This window comes from Streptomyces sp. NPDC096136 (assembly GCF_044763325.1).
Lineage (GTDB): Bacteria > Actinomycetota > Actinomycetes > Streptomycetales > Streptomycetaceae > Streptomyces.
The window spans coordinates 20,216-35,468 of record NZ_JBIWFZ010000008.1; the positions used below are offsets into that span (position 1 = coordinate 20,216).

A 15,253-nucleotide genomic window follows, 5' to 3' on the forward strand; every position below is an offset into this window, starting at 1 on the left:
CGCGCCTCCCCTGGACGGGCGAGCCGCCGGCCCCCGTACGGGGGAGGGGCCCGCGTACGCTGGGGCGGGTGAACGCCACTGACCGCACCCCTGCCGACCTGCTGCGATCCGCGCTCGCCGCCGATCCGGGCCGCCCGCTCGTCACCTTCTACGACGACGCCACGGGCGAGCGCGTCGAATTGTCCGTCGCCACCTTCGCCAATTGGGTGGCCAAGACCGCCAATCTGCTCCAGGGCGACCTGGGCGCCGAGCCGGGCGACCGGCTGGCCCTGCTGCTGCCCGCGCACTGGCAGAGCGCCGTGTGGCTGCTCGCGTGTGCCTCCGTCGGGGTGGTCGCGGAGATCGGCGGGGATCCCGGCGACGCCGACCTGGTGGTGAGCGGGCCCGACACGCTGGAGGAGGCCCGCGCCTGCTCCGGTGAGCGGGTCGCGCTCGCGCTGCGTCCGCTGGGCGGGCGGTTCCCGCAGGCGCCGGCCGGGTTCGCGGACTACGCGGTGGAGGTGCCGGGGCAGGGTGACCGGTTCGCACCGTTCGCGCCGGTGGACGCGGACGGGCCGGGGCTGGTGGTCGGCGGCGCGGAGCTGTCGTACACGGCGCTGGTCGGACGGGCCCGCGAGGACGCGGCGCGGCGGGGGCTCGGCGGGGGCGCCCGGGTGCTGTCGGGGCTGGGCTTCGACAGCTGGGAGGGGCTGTCGGCGGGGCTGTACGCGCCGCTGGCCGCGGGCGGCTCGGTGGTGCTGTGCCGCAACCTGGACCGGCTGGCGCCGGAGGCGCTGGCGCAGCGGGTCGAGAGCGAGCGCGTCACCCACACCGTCTAGCCCGCCGGCCGGTCCGGGCCCGCCCGACCCTGCCGGGCGCGGTTCGACCGCCCCCGTGCGCCGGTCGGAGGCCCGCCCCCGGAGGCTCGCCGGCGCCCCGGGTTCCGGCGATCTGTCACCCGCATGGGTCTAGACAGGCCCCCGCCCCCGGGCCGCGCGCCCCCGCCGGGGGGAGTATCGCAGCAGGCCGTGCTCACCCGTACGGCCCGTTGCCGGTGCGGCGCGGCCGTGGCGGTACGGCGAGGGGACGGTGCGCGAGTGAGGGACGGCGCGGGCATACCGGACGGCGCTGGAGCGGCCGCGGGCGGCGGAAGGCCCCCGCGCGGCCGCCGGCGGCGCCGGCTGCTGCGCTGGATCGGGCTCGGGGCCGTGCTGCTGGTCCTCGCGGGGACGGCGGCCGGCTGGTGGCTGTACGCGAAGCTCGACGGGAACATCACCGAGGACACCTCGGCCGCGGCCGAGCTGCGGCGCTACGAGCGCGAGCGACCGGCGCACTTCGCGTCCGGCGCCCAGAACCTCCTGCTGATCGGCTCGGACTCGCGCTCCGGCACGGGGAACGCGGGCTACGGGCAGGACGGCGGCACGCAGCGTTCGGACACCGTGATCCTGCTGCACCTGCCGGCCGACCGCCGCAGCGCGACGGCGGTGTCGATACCCCGGGACCTGATGACGGAGGTGCCGGAGTGCCTGGGGGCCGACGGCTCCCGCACCGGGGACCGGTTCGCGCAGTTCAACTGGGCCTTCCAGTGGGGCGGAGCCGCCTGCACGATCCGGACGGTGGAGAAGATGACCGGGATCCGGATCGACCACCACATGGTCGTGGACTTCGGCGGGTTCAAGAAGATGGTCGACGCGGTCGGCGGGGTGGAGGTCTGCCTGCGGCGGCCGGTGGACGACGCCGAGGCGCACCTGCGGCTGCCGGCGGGCCGGCAGGTGCTCCGGGGGGAGCAGGCTCTCGGGTTCGTCCGGGCCCGCTACAGCCTGGGGGACGGCAGCGACACCGAACGGATGGAGCGCCAGCAGGAGTTCCTCGGCTCGCTGTGGGAGAAGGTGAGCAGCAACGGGGTGCTGTTGAACCCGGGGAAGCTGTATCCGCTGCTGGACGCGGCGACCTCCTCGGTGACCACCGACCCGGGGCTGGCCTCGTTGCGCGGGCTGTACGAACTCGTCCGGGGCGTAAGGGACATACCGGCCGCCCAGGTCAAGTTCCTGACCGTGCCCCGTCGCCCGTACGCGGCCGATCCGAACCGGGACGAGCTGGTGGAGCCGGACGCGGCCCGGCTGTTCGAGCGGCTGCGGGCGGACCGGCCGGTGACGGTGACCGCTCCCGAATCGTCGCCGAGCCCGGATCCGGAGTCGACGCAGGCGTCGCCCGGCGGATCCGCGGAGGGCTCCGGAGAGGCCGTGGGCGAGGGTTCGGGCGGGCCGTCGCCGTCGGGAAGCGGAACCCCTGCGGCGCCCACACCGGCCCCCACCTTCACAGGAACCACCGCGGGCACGGCAGACTGCCGGTAAAGCAATCCAAAAGCCGGGGGCCCGGCCGAGCCGGATGAGCGCTTTGGCCCGTTATAGGGGGAGTGGATTTTGTCACCGGCATGGTTTGCGGCTGACCTGGCCGGATAAGGTGAGCGATCCGGTGCACCGGCTGTGAAGAGGCCGTGCACCAGCAGCCGGATCGTTGACCGCGCGCCTGGGGGGAGGCGCGTCGCGAAGCACCGACGGAGGATTCGAGCAACCGTGGATGCGCAAAGCCGTGGGCGGGCGGACGAGATCGACCCCGCCGACCAGTGGGTCCTCAATCCCCGCACTGGCAACTACGAACTGCAACTGGGCCGTTCCGCTGCGCAGCAGCGCGTGGCCCCGGCCCCCCGCAGACTGCGCAGATCCTCCGCTTCCACGGCCGCCGCCCCGGCGCCGGCCGCCCCCTCCCCCGCCGTTCCCAAGCCCCGGCGCGGCGAGGGCCCGCCCGGCGGGCGGCGCGGCGGCGGGCGCTCCCGCAAGGGGGGCGGAGCTCCGGACCGGCGCAAGCGGCTCCTGGCGGTCACCGGCGGCACCCTGGCGTTCCTGCTGGTCGGCGGCGGGGTGGCCTCGTACCTCTACTACGAGCACCTGAACGGCAACCTGAAGGTCATCGACACCGGCGGCGCGGGCGGCGGCTTCAAGAAGGACCAGCCGATCAACGTCCTGGTCATCGGCACCGACAAGCGCAGCGGCAAGGGCAACGAGGGCTACGGGGACGCCGAGAGCGTCGGCCACGCCGACACCACGATCCTCTTCCACGTCTCCAAGGACCGCAGCAACGCCACCGCGCTGTCGATCCCCCGCGACCTGATCACCGACGTCCCGGCCTGCCCGACGAAGATCGACGGCTCGGTCAAGGAGATCCCCGGCACCCGCGCCACCCGCTTCAACAACAGCCTGGGCCAGGAGGGCCGCGACCCCGGCTGCACGATGCGCACGGTCAAACAGCTGACCGGCCTCGACGTCGACAACTTCATGATGGTCGACTTCAACGCGGTGAAGAACCTGAGCACGGCCGTGGGCGGGGTGCCCGTCTGCCTGGCGAAGGACGTCAACGACCGCGATTCGAAGCTGAACCTGAAGGCGGGCGAGCACCGGCTGGAGGGCGAGCAGGCGCTGGCCTTCGTACGGACGCGGCACTCCTTCGGCAACGAGAGCGACCTGGACCGGATCAAGACCCAGCAGCAGTTCCTGGGTTCGATGATGCGCGAGATGAAGTCCAAGGAGACGCTGACCAGTCCGAAGAAGTTCTTCTCGCTGGCCGAGGCGGCGACGAAGTCGCTGACGGTGGACCAGGGGCTGGGCTCCATCGGCAAGCTCACCGCGCTCGCGGGCGAGTTGAAGGACATCAACCCCAAGAACGTCACGTTCACCACGCTGCCGGTGGTCGACAACCCGGCCGAGCCGGCGAACCGCAAGGCGACCGTCGTCGTGAACTCCGCGCAGGCGGACCCGCTGCTCCAGATGATCCGGGGGGACGTGTCCCTCACGGAGGTGGAGAAGAAGGAGCAGGCGGCCAAGGACGCGGCCGAGACCGACGCCAAGAGCAAGCAGGACGCGCTGCTCCAGGGGAACCGCGCCCCCGCCGGCGACATCCGGGTCGACGTGTACAACGGCGGCGGCCCTCCGGGGTCGGCGTCCACCACCCTGACGTGGCTGCAGAACAGCAAGGGCGTCTACAAGGCCGGCAACCACGGCAACGCCTCCGCCCGGCTGGCCGCCACACAGCTGGAGTACGCCCCCAACCAGGCCGACCAGGCCAGGGCGCTGGCCGACATGATGGGGCTGCCGGCCTCGGCCCTGAGGCCCGGCGCGGTCGACGCGGCGCCGAGGACCCCGATGAAGCTGACCCTGGGCTCCGACTTCAAGGAGCCCGGCACACCGCTCGGTGCCGCGGTCCCGCAGCAGGCGCCCGAGGGCGTCCAGCGGGTCGAGGCGGACAAGGCGGTCTGCGCCAAGTGACCGGCCGCCCCGGCGGACGCCGGCGCACGGGGCCGCGCAGAGGACCGGGCGGCCGTCGGGCCGCCCGCGGCACGTCCACAGACCGCCGATGGGGCGGTAGCCGGCAGGACCGGCACAATACCGACCAGTAAAGATTCTTGAGGGGGGTACGCGTGATGCACAGCAGCGTGCGGGGGGAGGGGGCGCCCGAGAAGGCCACCGACGGCATATCCGACGGCGGCAAGAAGAAGGCGTCCGGCGCGGTGCCCCCACCCCGGGAGGGTTCGGGCGGCAGCGCCCGGCCCCCGGGCGGTGGCATCCCCGTCCGCCGGCGCCGTCGGCGGGTGCTGTTCTGGGTGGCGTCCGTCCTGGCGTTCCTGATCCTGGGAACCTCGGCGGCCGGGTACCTCTACTACCGTCATCTCGACGGCAACATCCGCAGCGGGCAGCGCCTGAGCGGCGAGAGCGGCGTGGAGAAGACCCACGCCAACGCCAAGGGCCAGCGCCCGCTGAACATCCTGCTGATCGGCTCCGACAGCCGCAACAAGCCGGAGAACGTGGAACTCGGCGGCAGCCGCGACACGGTGGGCAACCCCCCGCTCGCGGACGTGCAGATGCTGCTGCACGTCTCGGCCGACCGGGAGAACGCGTCGGTCGTGAGCATCCCGCGCGACACCCGGGTCGACATACCCGAGTGCACGGACCCGAAGACCGGCGAGAAGTTCAAGAAGACCAACGCGATGATCAACGAGTCGCTCGGCCGCGGCGGCCCCGGCTGCACGCTGGCCACCTGGGAGAAGCTGACCAACGTCTACATCGACCACTGGATGATGATCGACTTCTCCGGTGTCGTGAAGATGGCCGACGCGGTCGGCGGCGTCCCCGTCTGCGTCAAGGACAACGTCTGGGACCGGCCGCTGCCCACCTCCGGCGGCGGCTCCGGCCTCAAGCTCCAGAAGGGCACGACCCGGGTCAAGGGCGAGCAGGCGCTCCAGTGGCTGCGCACCCGGCACGCGTTCAGCAGCGACCTGGGCCGGGCGCAGGCCCAGCACATGTACATGAACTCGATGATGCGCGAGCTCAAGAGCCAGAACGCCTTCACCGACGTCGGCCGGATCACGGACCTGGCCGAGGCGGGCACCAAGGCGCTGGAGGTCTCCGAGGAGATCGGCTCGGTCAAGAAGCTGTACAACCTGGCCATGCAGCTCAAGGACGTCCCCACCAACCGCATCACGATGACGACGATGCCGACCTTCCAGGACCCGCGGGACGAGAACCGGCTCATCGTGAACCCGGCGGACGCCGACCGGCTGTGGACGATGCTCCGCAAGGACATCGCGTTCGACAAGAACGGCGAGCCGCAGACCCCGCAGAGCCCGTCGGCCTCCCAGCCCGCCGCCGACGCCTCGCAGCCCGCCCCGGCCGGTTCGCAGCCGCCGGCGCAGCCGAACCAGCAGCCTTCGAAGGCCCCGGTCACCACCCCGGACAAGATCGCCGTCAACGTGGTCAACGGCACCGCCGCCGGCCAGCCGCTGGCGCCCCACCGGGCGAACGCGATCGCGGAGGTCCTGGTCTCCAAGGGCTTCACGGGGGCCAGGGCGGACAGCGCGCTGACCCCGGAGAAGACGACCGTGGTGCGCTACCCGACGCCGGACCTGGCGGACGAGGCGCAGAGCGTGGCGGCGTCCCTGGGCGTTCCGAACACCGCGGTGCAGCAGTCGGCCGACGTCTCGAAGATCACCCTGGTGGTGGGAGCGGACTGGCGCGAGGGCAACGCCTACCCGCAGCAGACCCCGCCGGCGGCCGGTGCGATCCCGGACACCGCCGACGCGATCAACGGCTCGGACACCGGCGCCTGCATGGAGGTCTACAAGCCGTACCGCTGGTAGCCGTCGGCCCGGCCCATGTGCGAGGGGGGGTGGCCCGGTCCGTACCCACGGACCGGGCCACCCCCCTTCGCGCGGGTGCCTCAGACCGGGGAGGGCTCGCGGCGCACCGACGGGCGGCGGCTGGCGATGACCTTGCGGGCGAGCGAGCGCGGGCTGGTGAGGAAGCCGTAGCCCCAGCACATGTGCATGGTCGCGAGGGCCACGGGGATCCGCGCCCGGGCCCTGGGCGACAGCCCCTTGCCCGCCGGGACGGAGCCGGCGGTGATCGCCGCGAGGTAGCCGGCCGGGACGGCGAACGCCCACGGGGTGACGGCGACGCCCGCGACCGCCCCGGCCGCGATCGCGCAGAGGGCGGTGGGCGGCGCCAGGTAGCGCAGGTTGATCGAGCCGGCGTGGTAGCGGGCGACCACGTGCCGCCAGCGGCCGTAGTCCTTGTACTGCTTGGCCAGGGCCCGTACCGAGGGCCGCGGGCGGTACCGGACCTTCAGCTCGGGCGAGAACCAGATCAGCCCGCCGGCCTCGCGGATGCGGAAGTTCAGCTCCCAGTCCTGGGCGCGGATGAACTCCTCGTTGTAGCCGCCCTGCTGTTCGAGGGCCTCGCGGCGGAAGACGCCGAGGTAGACGGTCTCGGCCGGGCCGGCCTGCCCGCCGGTGTGGAAGGCCGCGTTCCCGACGCCGATCCTCGAGGTCATCGCGGCGGCGACGGCGTCCTCCCAGGCGTTCTCGCCCTCGGCGTGCATGATGCCGCCGACGTTCTGCGCGCCGGTCTCCTCCAGGAGGCGGACGGCGGTCGCGATGTAGTTCGGGGAGAGCATGCCGTGGCCGTCGACGCGGACGACGACCGGGTGGCGCGAGGCCTCGATCGCCGCGTTGAGGGCGGCGGGGGTCCGTCCGGTGGGGTTGGGGACGGTGTGGACGCGCGGGTCTTCGCGGACGAGTTCGGCGGCTATCTCGTCGGTGCGGTCCGTGGACGGGCCGAGGGCGATCACCACCTCCATCTCACCCGCGTACTCCTGTCCGAGGATGTGCCGGACGGAGTCGCGCAGATGGCGCTCCTCATTGAGCACCGGCATGATCACCGAGACTGCGGGCTGCTGGGCGGGCATGTCGTCCTTCGCGTTCGGGTATCGGTGTCACGTTACCGCGTACGGGGGACACGGGTGCGCGGCGGACGGACCGTACGGACAGATGCTGATCGTATGGATCTACTGTTCCGATGAATCTGCCCGACGTACCGGGAGGTGTCCCCCGTGCCCCAGCCGCACCGCCCCACCCGGCCCGCCGGGCCGGCCCAGCCGCAGCGCGCACGGAAGGGCGGCGGGCGCGGCGGGACGGCCCGCGGCCGGCGCGACCGGCCCCGGTGGGGCGTGCGGATCGCGGCCGGGTTCTCCCTGGTGGTACTGGGGTCCGGGGCCGTCGGGCACGCCGTGATGACCGGCCTGGACACCGGCATCGAACGGGTGGACCCCTTCAAGGACATGAAGAACCGTCCGCAGGCCGGGCACGGGGTGAACTTCCTGCTGGTCGGCACCGACGGCCGGGACAAGATCACCCCGGAGGAGAAGCGCGAGTACCGCCTCGGCGGGGAGCCCTGCCACTGCACGGACACGATCATGCTGGTGCACCTGTCCGCCGACCGGCAGCGGGCCAGCGTGGTCAGCCTGCCCCGCGACAGCTACGCCGAACTCCCCGCGCACCAGGACCCGGTCACCGGCAAACCCCACCGGCCGCACCCCGTGAAGCTCAACGCGGCCTACGCCGAGGGCGGGCCGAACCTGACCGTGCGGACCGTCGAGGACCTGACCCGCGTCAAGATCGACCATTACCTGGAGGTCGACTTCACCAGCTTCATGCGGACCGTCGACGCGATGGGCGGGGTCGAGATCTGCACCGCCAAGGCCCTCAACGACCAGAACACGGGCCTGCACCTGCTGCCCGGCACCCACCGCCTCACCGGCGGCCAGGCCCTCCAGTACGTCCGCTCCCGCCACGTCGACGGGGCCTCCGACCTGGGCCGGATGCAGCGCCAGCAGCGGTTCGTCGCCGCCCTGATCAAGCAGGCCACCGGCGGCGGGGTGCTGCTCAACCCGGTGAAGTTCAAGGAGGTCAGCTCCACCCTGCTGGGCTCGGTGCGCGCCGACAAGGACTTCGGCTCCGAGCAGATGCTGGCGCTGGGGCAGGCGATGCGCGGGTTCACGCCCTCCTCGTCCGAGTTCGCCTCCGTCCCCATCGGGGACGCCTCGTACCAGGTCAAGGGCATCGGCTCGACGGTCAAATGGGACGACCACAAGGCCGCCCAGCTCTTCGAGTCCCTGCGCGAGGACCGCCCGCTGGCCCCGCCCCGCCCCGGCCGGCCCGCGGACCGGCCGGCGGCCCCCGCGACGCCGACGGCCGTCCCGGTCGACGTGCCCCCGCAGCAGATCCGGGTACAGGTGGAGAACGGCACCCGGATCGACGGGCTGGGCGGACGGGTGGACGCGGCCCTGCGCGCCACCGGCTTCGACACCACCGGCACCCCGGGCAACGGCACCGGCCGCGACGTCCGGCGCACGGTGATCTCGTACGACCCGCGCTGGGACCGCTCCGCCCGCACGGTGGCCACGGCCCTGCCCGGCAGCGAGCTGCGCGCGGTCGCCGGCCAGGGCCGGACGGTGCTGGTGATCGCCGGATCCGACTACGGCAAGGTCGTGCCGGTGCGGTCCGAGGACCCCTATCAGGGCGAGTTCGGCGTGGTCACCGGCGACCAGGTGGTGTGCGGGAAGTAGCGCCCGCGTCCGCAGCCGGGCGGAAGCCGGCGTCCCCGCACGCGCCGGGGCGGAAGCCGGCGCCCCCGCCCCGCGCGCCCGCCCGCCATCGCCCGGGCCGCTACTTGACCCGCTCCAGCAGGGAGACCTCCAGGCCGCGCACCGTCCTGCTCTCGGCCACCCGGTAGTGGGCCGCCAGCGCGTCGGCCTGCTCCTTCGGGAGCTTGTGGTACGGGTTCTTCGTGCCGCTCCAGGTCACCACCCACACCCGCTGGGTGGAGCCGAGGCAGCGCACGGGCTGCGCGCACTCCCGGGGGAACAGGTCGTCGCTCGCCACCGCCGAGCGCTCCGCGAAGACGTCCCTGAGCCGGACGTTCTCCGGCAGGAAGTACTCCACCTGGAAATCGATCATGAACACGCGGTCGCCGCCGCGCACGGGCACGAACCCGTCCCCGGGCCGGTAGCCCTGGGAGATGACCCGCGCCGCCGCCCCGCCGTCCAGCCCGACCCTGGCCCACTCGGTGCGCAGCTGCCGCTGGTCGGGGAGGCCGAGGAGGACCACCGCGGCCAGGGCGAGCGCGCCGACCGCCCGCGGCCGCAGCGCGGCCAGACCGGCCGCCGCGAGCACCGCCCACGCGGGCAGGGTGAACAGGACGTAGCGGTCGATGAAGTACGAGGTGCTGCCCTGCGAGACCACCCAGGCCGCCAGGATCGGGGCCGCCCCCGCCAGGAGCAGCTCCACCGCGGGACGCCGGCCCCGGCTCCAGGCGAGCGGCAGCAGCGCCACGGCGGCGACGGCGAGGCCGATCGTCGGGGAGCCGAACAGGTTGTTCCAGAGGTCGGCGATGCCGCGCAGGTGCGGGGTCTTGATCCAGCCGATCTGGCGGCCCGCCTGACGCTGCCCCAGCAGCACCAGCGGCACCACCGGCACCAGGGCCACGGCCACCGTCACCGCGAAACCGACGAGGGTGCGCCCCGTGCGCTCCCGCCACCAGCGCAGGAGCACGATCAGGCCGTGCGGCAGCAGGAAGAGCAGCGAGACGACGTGGAACAGACCGGCCGCCGCCACCGCGAGCGCGTACGGCGCCCAGCGCCGCGGGAGCGGCCGCTCCAGCGCCCGCAGCAGCAGCCAGGTCGCGGCGCTGACCGCCAGCACGACGAAGGCGTACGAACGCGCCTCCTGGCCGTAGCGGGAGACGGCGGGCAGGAAGGCGAAGAGCAGACCGGCGAAGACGGCCGTCCGGCGGTCGAAGAGCCGGCGGGCCGTCAGCACGGCGAAGGCCGCCGCGCCGGCCATGGCCAGCGCCGACGGGAGGCGGAGCATCGCGGTGGAGTCCCCGAAGACGGAGACCCAGCCGTGCAGCAGCAGGTAGTAGAGGCCGGACACGGCGTCCACGTGACCCAGCATGCCGACCAGCTCGCCGGTGCTGCGCGTGGCGGCGTTCCAGCTCGCCAGCTCGTCCCGCCAGGGCTGCGCCCGCCCGATGCCGACGCAGGCGACGGCGAGGGTCAGCAGGGCGGCCCAGAGCCAGTCGGGGACCGGCAGCCGGCGGGGGGCGACGGGCCCTTCGGCCGGCCCGGTGCGCCGGCGGCCGGCCGGATCGTCCGTTTCGGCCGGGGAGACGGGCGACGTGCGTGCGGAGGTCATCGGGTGGCGGCGCCTTCTGCGGGGACGGCAGACGGCTCGGTGGTCGCGGCGCGGCTGCGTACGGGCGGGTCGGACTTGGGCAGGGCCAGGCCGGGGGCGTCCAGCATCCGCCGCATGAGGGCGGACAGGGGCCGTTCGGCATAGCGGTGCACGAGCCAGGAGAGCAGGAGGACGGCGCCGAGGGCGGCGGCGAGGGTCGGCCAGACGCCCGCCCCCTGCAGCCGGATCCAGCGGATCAGCGCGAAGCCGATCTCCTGGTGCAGCAGGTACACGGGATAGGTGAGGGCGCCGGCGGTGGTGAGCCACTTCCACTGGATCCGGTCGAGCGCGCCCATCGCCGCCGCCAGTACGACACCGAAGGCGAACAGGCAGAAGACGGTCATGACCCCCCAGTCGAGCGGGTGCATCACGCCGTACTTGAAGCTGGCGCCCGTACCCAGCAGCTGGTGCTGGGCCACCAGGAAGGAGAACCCGACCGATCCGAGGAGCAGCCAGTTCGCCCCGAAGCGGTAAATCAGGTACATGACCACGCCGGCGATGAAGTACGGCGCGTACTCGGGCATGACGAACAGTTCGAGCAGCTTGTTGTCCGAGCCGCGGCCCACCACCGACAGGATCATCCAGATCCCGCAGAAGCCCAGCACCCGGCGGTAGGTCAGTCCGAACACCACGACGAAGGCGAAGAGCAGGTAGAAGCGCAGCTCGACCCAGAGGGTCCAGTAGACGGGGTCCACCTCGGCCACGCCCAGCGGCTGCTGGAGCATCGTCATGTTGGACAGGAAGTCCGTCATGTTCAGGTGCGCGCGCGTCGGCCGGGCCGTCGCGGCGTAGTTGACCACCAGGCCGGTCAGCAGGATCGCGACCCAGTAGGCGGGGAAGAGGCGCACCACGCGCGAGGTGAAGTACTGACGGGGCGTCCGGCCCCAGCAGGACATGCAGATGACGAAGCCGCTGATCAGGAAGAACAGCTGGACGCCCAGGAAGCCGTAGGCGCTGACCTGCTGCAGGCCCGGCATCAGCTTCTCGGGGGTGCCGAGCCACACCGTGGGATAGCGGTTGACGCCGGTCCAGTGGAAGGCGACCACCATCAGGGCGGCCACCAGGCGCAGGCCGTCCAGGGCGCGGAGCCGCGGCCTGCGGGACGCGGAGGCGGGCGGGCGCTGCGGCTCCGCTCCCGGTGTCCGCGGGGACGGTATGGGCTTCGACATGGTGGGCGCATCTCCGCAGCAGGGACAGAGGGGGGGGGCCGCGCCGCCGTCCGTGCACCGGGCGGTCGGACCTCAGCCGTGGAGTCTACGGGGGGCCGCAGCCACAGCCGAATGGATCATTCCTCATCGAACCCCTCGGCGATGCGCCGCGCGCGCAGTTCCTTGATGGCCTGGCGGCGGGCGAGGCGGTGCGTGCGGCGGATCTGGGCCTCCTGGTAGCGGCGCTCGTCCTGCTCGGTCTCCGGGATCACCGGGGGGACCTGCCGGGGCTTGCCCTCGGGGTCCACCGCCGTGAAGACGAGGTAGGCGCTGCCGACCTGGGTGGCGGGGGTGGATTCGTTCCACCGCTCCGCGAGGACCCGTACGCCGATCTCCATCGAGGAGCGGCCGGTCCAGTTGACCTGCGCCCGGACGTGAACCAGGTCGCCGACGCGGACGGGGGCCAGGAAGGCCATCTCGTCCATGGAGGCGGTGACGGCGGCCCCGCCGGAGTGGCGGCCCGCCACGGCGCCGGCCGCGTCGTCCACCAGCTTCATGATCACTCCGCCGTGCACGGTGCCGAGGAGGTTGGTGTCGGCCGCGGTCATGATGTGGCTGAGGGTGGTCCGGGACGCCGAGATCGGCTTGCCCTCCGGTGCCTCCGGTATCTGTGTCATGCAGCCACCTTAAGTGCGGCCCGGAGGCATCAGGTCTGCAACAGCCCCGGTACGAACACCCCACCTGGGGTGTCCTGCGACACTCCCGGGCGGGCATCCTTGTGCGCATGAGTGACTGGGACGGCTTTGGCGGCGAGCGCGACGCGCGCGGCCGCCGCGATGACGGGTACGGGCGCGGCAGCGGGCAGCCGCAGCCGGAGGGGGCGCAGCGGATGCGCCACGTCCAGCGGCAGCCGCAGGCTCCCCGGCCTCCCCAGTCGCAGCCCCGTCCCGGGCAGCGCCCCGCGCGCCCGCCGGTACCGCCGCAGGCTCCGCCGCCGGGCGGCCGCCCGGGTTCCGGCTACGGGGTGCCGCCGCAGCAGGGGCAGGGCCCCGACGCGTCGTACGACAGCGGGTACAACACCGGCCAGGTCTACGGGCGCCCCTCCGGCCCCGGCGGCCCCGGCGGCTCCGGGCGTCCCGCGGGTCCCGGCGGTCCGGGCCGACCCGGCGGCCCCGGGCCCGTCCGCACCGTCGACTGGCGCAAGCGGATCAAGATCGGTTCGATCGTGCTGGTCTCCGCGCTGGTGGTGACCACGGTCGGCACCTACTTCTGGGCCGACTCCAAGGTCCGCCGCGAGGTCGACCTGTCCAAGGTGATCGAGCGGCCCAAGGAGGGCGACTGCACGACGTACCTCATCGTGGGCTCCGACAGCCGCGAGGGCATGTCCGACGAGGAGAAGAAGAAGCTCCACACGGGCTCCGCCGAGGGCAAGCGCACCGACTCGATGATGGTCCTGGCCAAGTGCTCCAGCGGGAACACGATGGTCTCGCTGCCGCGCGACTCGGACGTGGAGATCCCCTCCTTCGTCGGCTCCCAGTCGGGCAAGAAGTACGCCGGCACCGGCAAGCGGACCAAGCTGAACGCCGCGTACGCGGACGACGGGCCGGAGCTGCTGGTGCGGACGGTCGAGTTCAACACCGGCCTGCGCATCGACCACTACGCCGAGATCGGCTTCGCCGGCTTCGCCAACATCGTGGACGCGCTGGGCGGCGTGGAGCTGGACATCGAGAAGGGCTTCAAGGACGAGAAGTCCGGCGCCGACTTCAAGGCGGGCCGGCAGACCCTGAACGGCGAGCAGTCCCTGGCCTTCGTCCGCACCCGCTACGCCTTCGCCGAGTCGGACCTGCAACGGACGAAGAACCAGCAGAAGTTCCTGTCGGCGCTCGCCAGCCAGGCCGCCACCCCGGGGACCGTCCTCAACCCCTTCTCCCTGTACCCGGTGATGGGCGCCGGCCTGGACACCCTCATCGTCGACAAGGACATGTCGCTGTGGGACATGGGCGAGATGTTCTTCGCCATGAAGGGCGTCAACAGCGGTGAGGGCGTGTCGATGAACATGCCGATCTCCGGTCAGCGGGGCGGCAACCTCGTCTGGGACAAGCCGAAGGTCCAGCAGTTGGTCAAGGAGATCCAGAACGACCAGAAGGTCACCGTCAAGGGGCAGTGAGCGGCTCGCCGGACGGCCGCTGAACGGGTGAGGGTGTCGCGCATCCCCCCTCGGGCACTGTGGACAGTGCGATGGTTTTCTCGTAAGACTGTTGCGGCCCGACCGCCGGGGGGATACCGCGGCCGGGCCCGTGTTCCGGCGCGGCCTTCGACTGATCGGGCATGCGTCCGTCCTGCCCGTGGAGCCTTCATGTCCCTGCACCCGTCCCCGCGCGTCCTCGAAGAGCGACGGGAAGACGGCGACAGACCCCCCTTCCCGCCCCTCGTACCGGAACAGTCGCGGCCGCCCGCGCCGGGAGCGGGACGCCGGCTGCGCGTCCTGGACGGGCTGCGGATCCTCGCCGCGGTGCTGGTGCTCTTCCACCACTACACCCGTCAGGACGTCTGGGGCCGCGACGCGTTCGGCTGGCTGACCGTCGTCGGCCGCTACAGCTGGATGGGCGTCGAGCTGTTCTTCATGATCAGCGGCTTCGTCATCTGCATGTCGGCCTGGGGGCGCCCGCTGGGCTCCTACCTGCGCAGCCGGGTGGTCCGCCTGGCCCCCGCGTACTGGTTCTGCGTCCTGGTGACGATGGGCGTGCTGCTGTCCTTCGGCAAGCCCTTCGGCGGCGCCGGGCCGGGCCTCAGCCAGATCCTGACGAACCTGACGATGGTGCAGACCCCGCTGGGGGCCGCCCCGTTGGACGCCTCGTACTGGACACTGTGGTCCGAGGTCCGCTTCTACCTGATCTTCGCGGTGGTCGCCTGGACCGGGCTGACCTACCGCAAGGTGCTGAACTTCTGCTGGATCTGGACCGTCGCCTCGCTGCTCGCCCCGAGCTCGGGCCTGCCGGTCCTCGACGTCCTGGCCAACCCGGACTACTCCCCGCTGTTCATCTCCGGCATCTGCTTCTACCTGATCCGGCGCGAGGGGCCGCGGGCGGGAGAGCCGTGGGCGCTGCTGGTGTTCTCCTGGCTGCTGATGCAGCGCTGGCTGAACGACATCGTCCACTGGAACACCGTCAAGGGCGACCGGCTGTCCTGGGAGATGTGCCTGCTCGTCATCACCCTGTGCTACGTGGTCATGGCCGCCGTGGCCCTGGGGTGGCTGGACCGGATCGACTGGCGCTGGCTGCCGGCCGCGGGAGCCATGTCGTACCCCCTGTACCTGCTGCACCAGCAGGCCGGCCTGACCATGCTGCGGCAGTGGCACCGCGACGTCGAGCCGTGGACGCTGATGCTGTCCGCGATGGCCGTGATGCTGCTGGCCTCCTGGCTGATCCAGCGCTTCGTGGAACGCCCGGTGGCCCGCCGGCTCAAGCGCTTCCTGGAACGCCGTCCGGCGCCCGCCAGGTCCTGA

General features: G+C 72.5%; 11 protein-coding genes. 7 read left to right on the forward strand and 4 right to left on the reverse strand.

The features are described from left to right. Window positions 1–68 precede the first annotated feature (68 nt). From ACIRBY_RS18485 to ACIRBY_RS18500, 4 genes are all read left to right on the forward strand, one after another. Entirely contained in the window at window positions 69–818 is a 750-nt protein-coding gene (locus ACIRBY_RS18485; RefSeq protein WP_403901676.1) for a TIGR03089 family protein, read from the forward strand. A gap of 258 nt (window positions 819–1,076) precedes the next feature. Then, a complete protein-coding gene (locus tag ACIRBY_RS18490; protein WP_403901677.1) occupies window positions 1,077–2,333 on the forward strand; it encodes an LCP family protein in 1,257 nt (418 codons plus the stop codon). 222 nt (window positions 2,334–2,555) lie between these two features. Beyond that, entirely contained in the window at window positions 2,556–4,301 is a 1,746-nt protein-coding gene (locus ACIRBY_RS18495; protein WP_403901679.1) for an LCP family protein, read from the forward strand. 155 nt (window positions 4,302–4,456) lie between these two features. Continuing rightward, window positions 4,457–6,169 (forward strand): LCP family protein, encoded by a 1,713-nt coding sequence (locus tag ACIRBY_RS18500; RefSeq protein ID WP_403902028.1) that lies wholly within the window; start codon window positions 4,457–4,459, stop codon window positions 6,167–6,169. 80 nt (window positions 6,170–6,249) lie between these two features. Here the strand turns inward: ACIRBY_RS18500 and ACIRBY_RS18505 are convergent, their stop codons facing one another. Continuing rightward, window positions 6,250–7,275 (reverse strand): glycosyltransferase family 2 protein, encoded by a 1,026-nt coding sequence (locus ACIRBY_RS18505; protein WP_403901680.1) that lies wholly within the window; start codon window positions 7,273–7,275, stop codon window positions 6,250–6,252. Window positions 7,276–7,536: 261 nt separating this feature from the next. Here ACIRBY_RS18505 and ACIRBY_RS18510 point away from each other — a divergent pair, with 261 nt between their 5' ends. Then, window positions 7,537–8,934: an LCP family protein gene (locus ACIRBY_RS18510; RefSeq protein WP_403902029.1), complete on the forward strand. Its 1,398-nt coding sequence runs from the start codon at window positions 7,537–7,539 to the stop codon at window positions 8,932–8,934. A gap of 100 nt (window positions 8,935–9,034) precedes the next feature. On the opposite strand, the gene ACIRBY_RS18515 is transcribed toward ACIRBY_RS18510, so the two are convergent. The 3 genes from ACIRBY_RS18515 to ACIRBY_RS18525 all read right to left on the reverse strand — a co-directional run bounded on the left by ACIRBY_RS18515 (window position 9,035) and on the right by ACIRBY_RS18525 (window position 12,425). Beyond that, entirely contained in the window at window positions 9,035–10,561 is a 1,527-nt protein-coding gene (locus ACIRBY_RS18515) for a glycosyltransferase family 39 protein (RefSeq protein WP_403901681.1), read from the reverse strand. Then, complete coding sequence (locus ACIRBY_RS18520; protein WP_403901683.1) at window positions 10,558–11,769, reverse strand: acyltransferase family protein; 1,212 nt, start codon at window positions 11,767–11,769, stop codon at window positions 10,558–10,560. The genes ACIRBY_RS18515 and ACIRBY_RS18520 overlap by 4 nt, the downstream gene beginning before the upstream one ends. Before the next feature lie 116 nt (window positions 11,770–11,885). Continuing rightward, on the reverse strand, window positions 11,886–12,425 hold the full coding sequence (locus tag ACIRBY_RS18525; protein ID WP_403901685.1) for an acyl-CoA thioesterase: 540 nt from the start codon (window positions 12,423–12,425) through the stop codon (window positions 11,886–11,888). A 107-nt stretch (window positions 12,426–12,532) separates the two neighbouring features. Between ACIRBY_RS18525 and ACIRBY_RS18530 the strand changes: the two genes are divergently transcribed. Next, on the forward strand, window positions 12,533–13,915 hold the full coding sequence (locus tag ACIRBY_RS18530) for an LCP family protein (protein ID WP_403901687.1): 1,383 nt from the start codon (window positions 12,533–12,535) through the stop codon (window positions 13,913–13,915). 189 nt (window positions 13,916–14,104) lie between these two features. Next, window positions 14,105–15,253, forward strand: coding sequence for an acyltransferase family protein (locus ACIRBY_RS18535; RefSeq protein WP_403901689.1), 1,149 nt, complete (start codon window positions 14,105–14,107; stop codon window positions 15,251–15,253).

Bases quoted from the DNA above. Each gene is read 5' to 3' on its own strand.
- ACIRBY_RS18520 (WP_403901683.1), bottom strand. From the start codon at position 11,769: ATGTCGAAGCCCATACCGTCCCCGCGGACACCGGGAGCGGAGCCGCAG.
- ACIRBY_RS18515 (WP_403901681.1), bottom strand. From the start codon at position 10,561: ATGACCTCCGCACGCACGTCGCCCGTCTCCCCGGCCGAAACGGACGAT.
- ACIRBY_RS18500 (WP_403902028.1), top strand. From the start codon at position 4,457: ATGCACAGCAGCGTGCGGGGGGAGGGGGCGCCCGAGAAGGCCACCGAC.
- ACIRBY_RS18505 (WP_403901680.1), bottom strand. From the start codon at position 7,275: ATGCCCGCCCAGCAGCCCGCAGTCTCGGTGATCATGCCGGTGCTCAAT.
- ACIRBY_RS18525 (WP_403901685.1), bottom strand. From the start codon at position 12,425: ATGACACAGATACCGGAGGCACCGGAGGGCAAGCCGATCTCGGCGTCC.
- ACIRBY_RS18535 (WP_403901689.1), top strand. From the start codon at position 14,105: ATGTCCCTGCACCCGTCCCCGCGCGTCCTCGAAGAGCGACGGGAAGAC.
- ACIRBY_RS18530 (WP_403901687.1), top strand. From the start codon at position 12,533: ATGAGTGACTGGGACGGCTTTGGCGGCGAGCGCGACGCGCGCGGCCGC.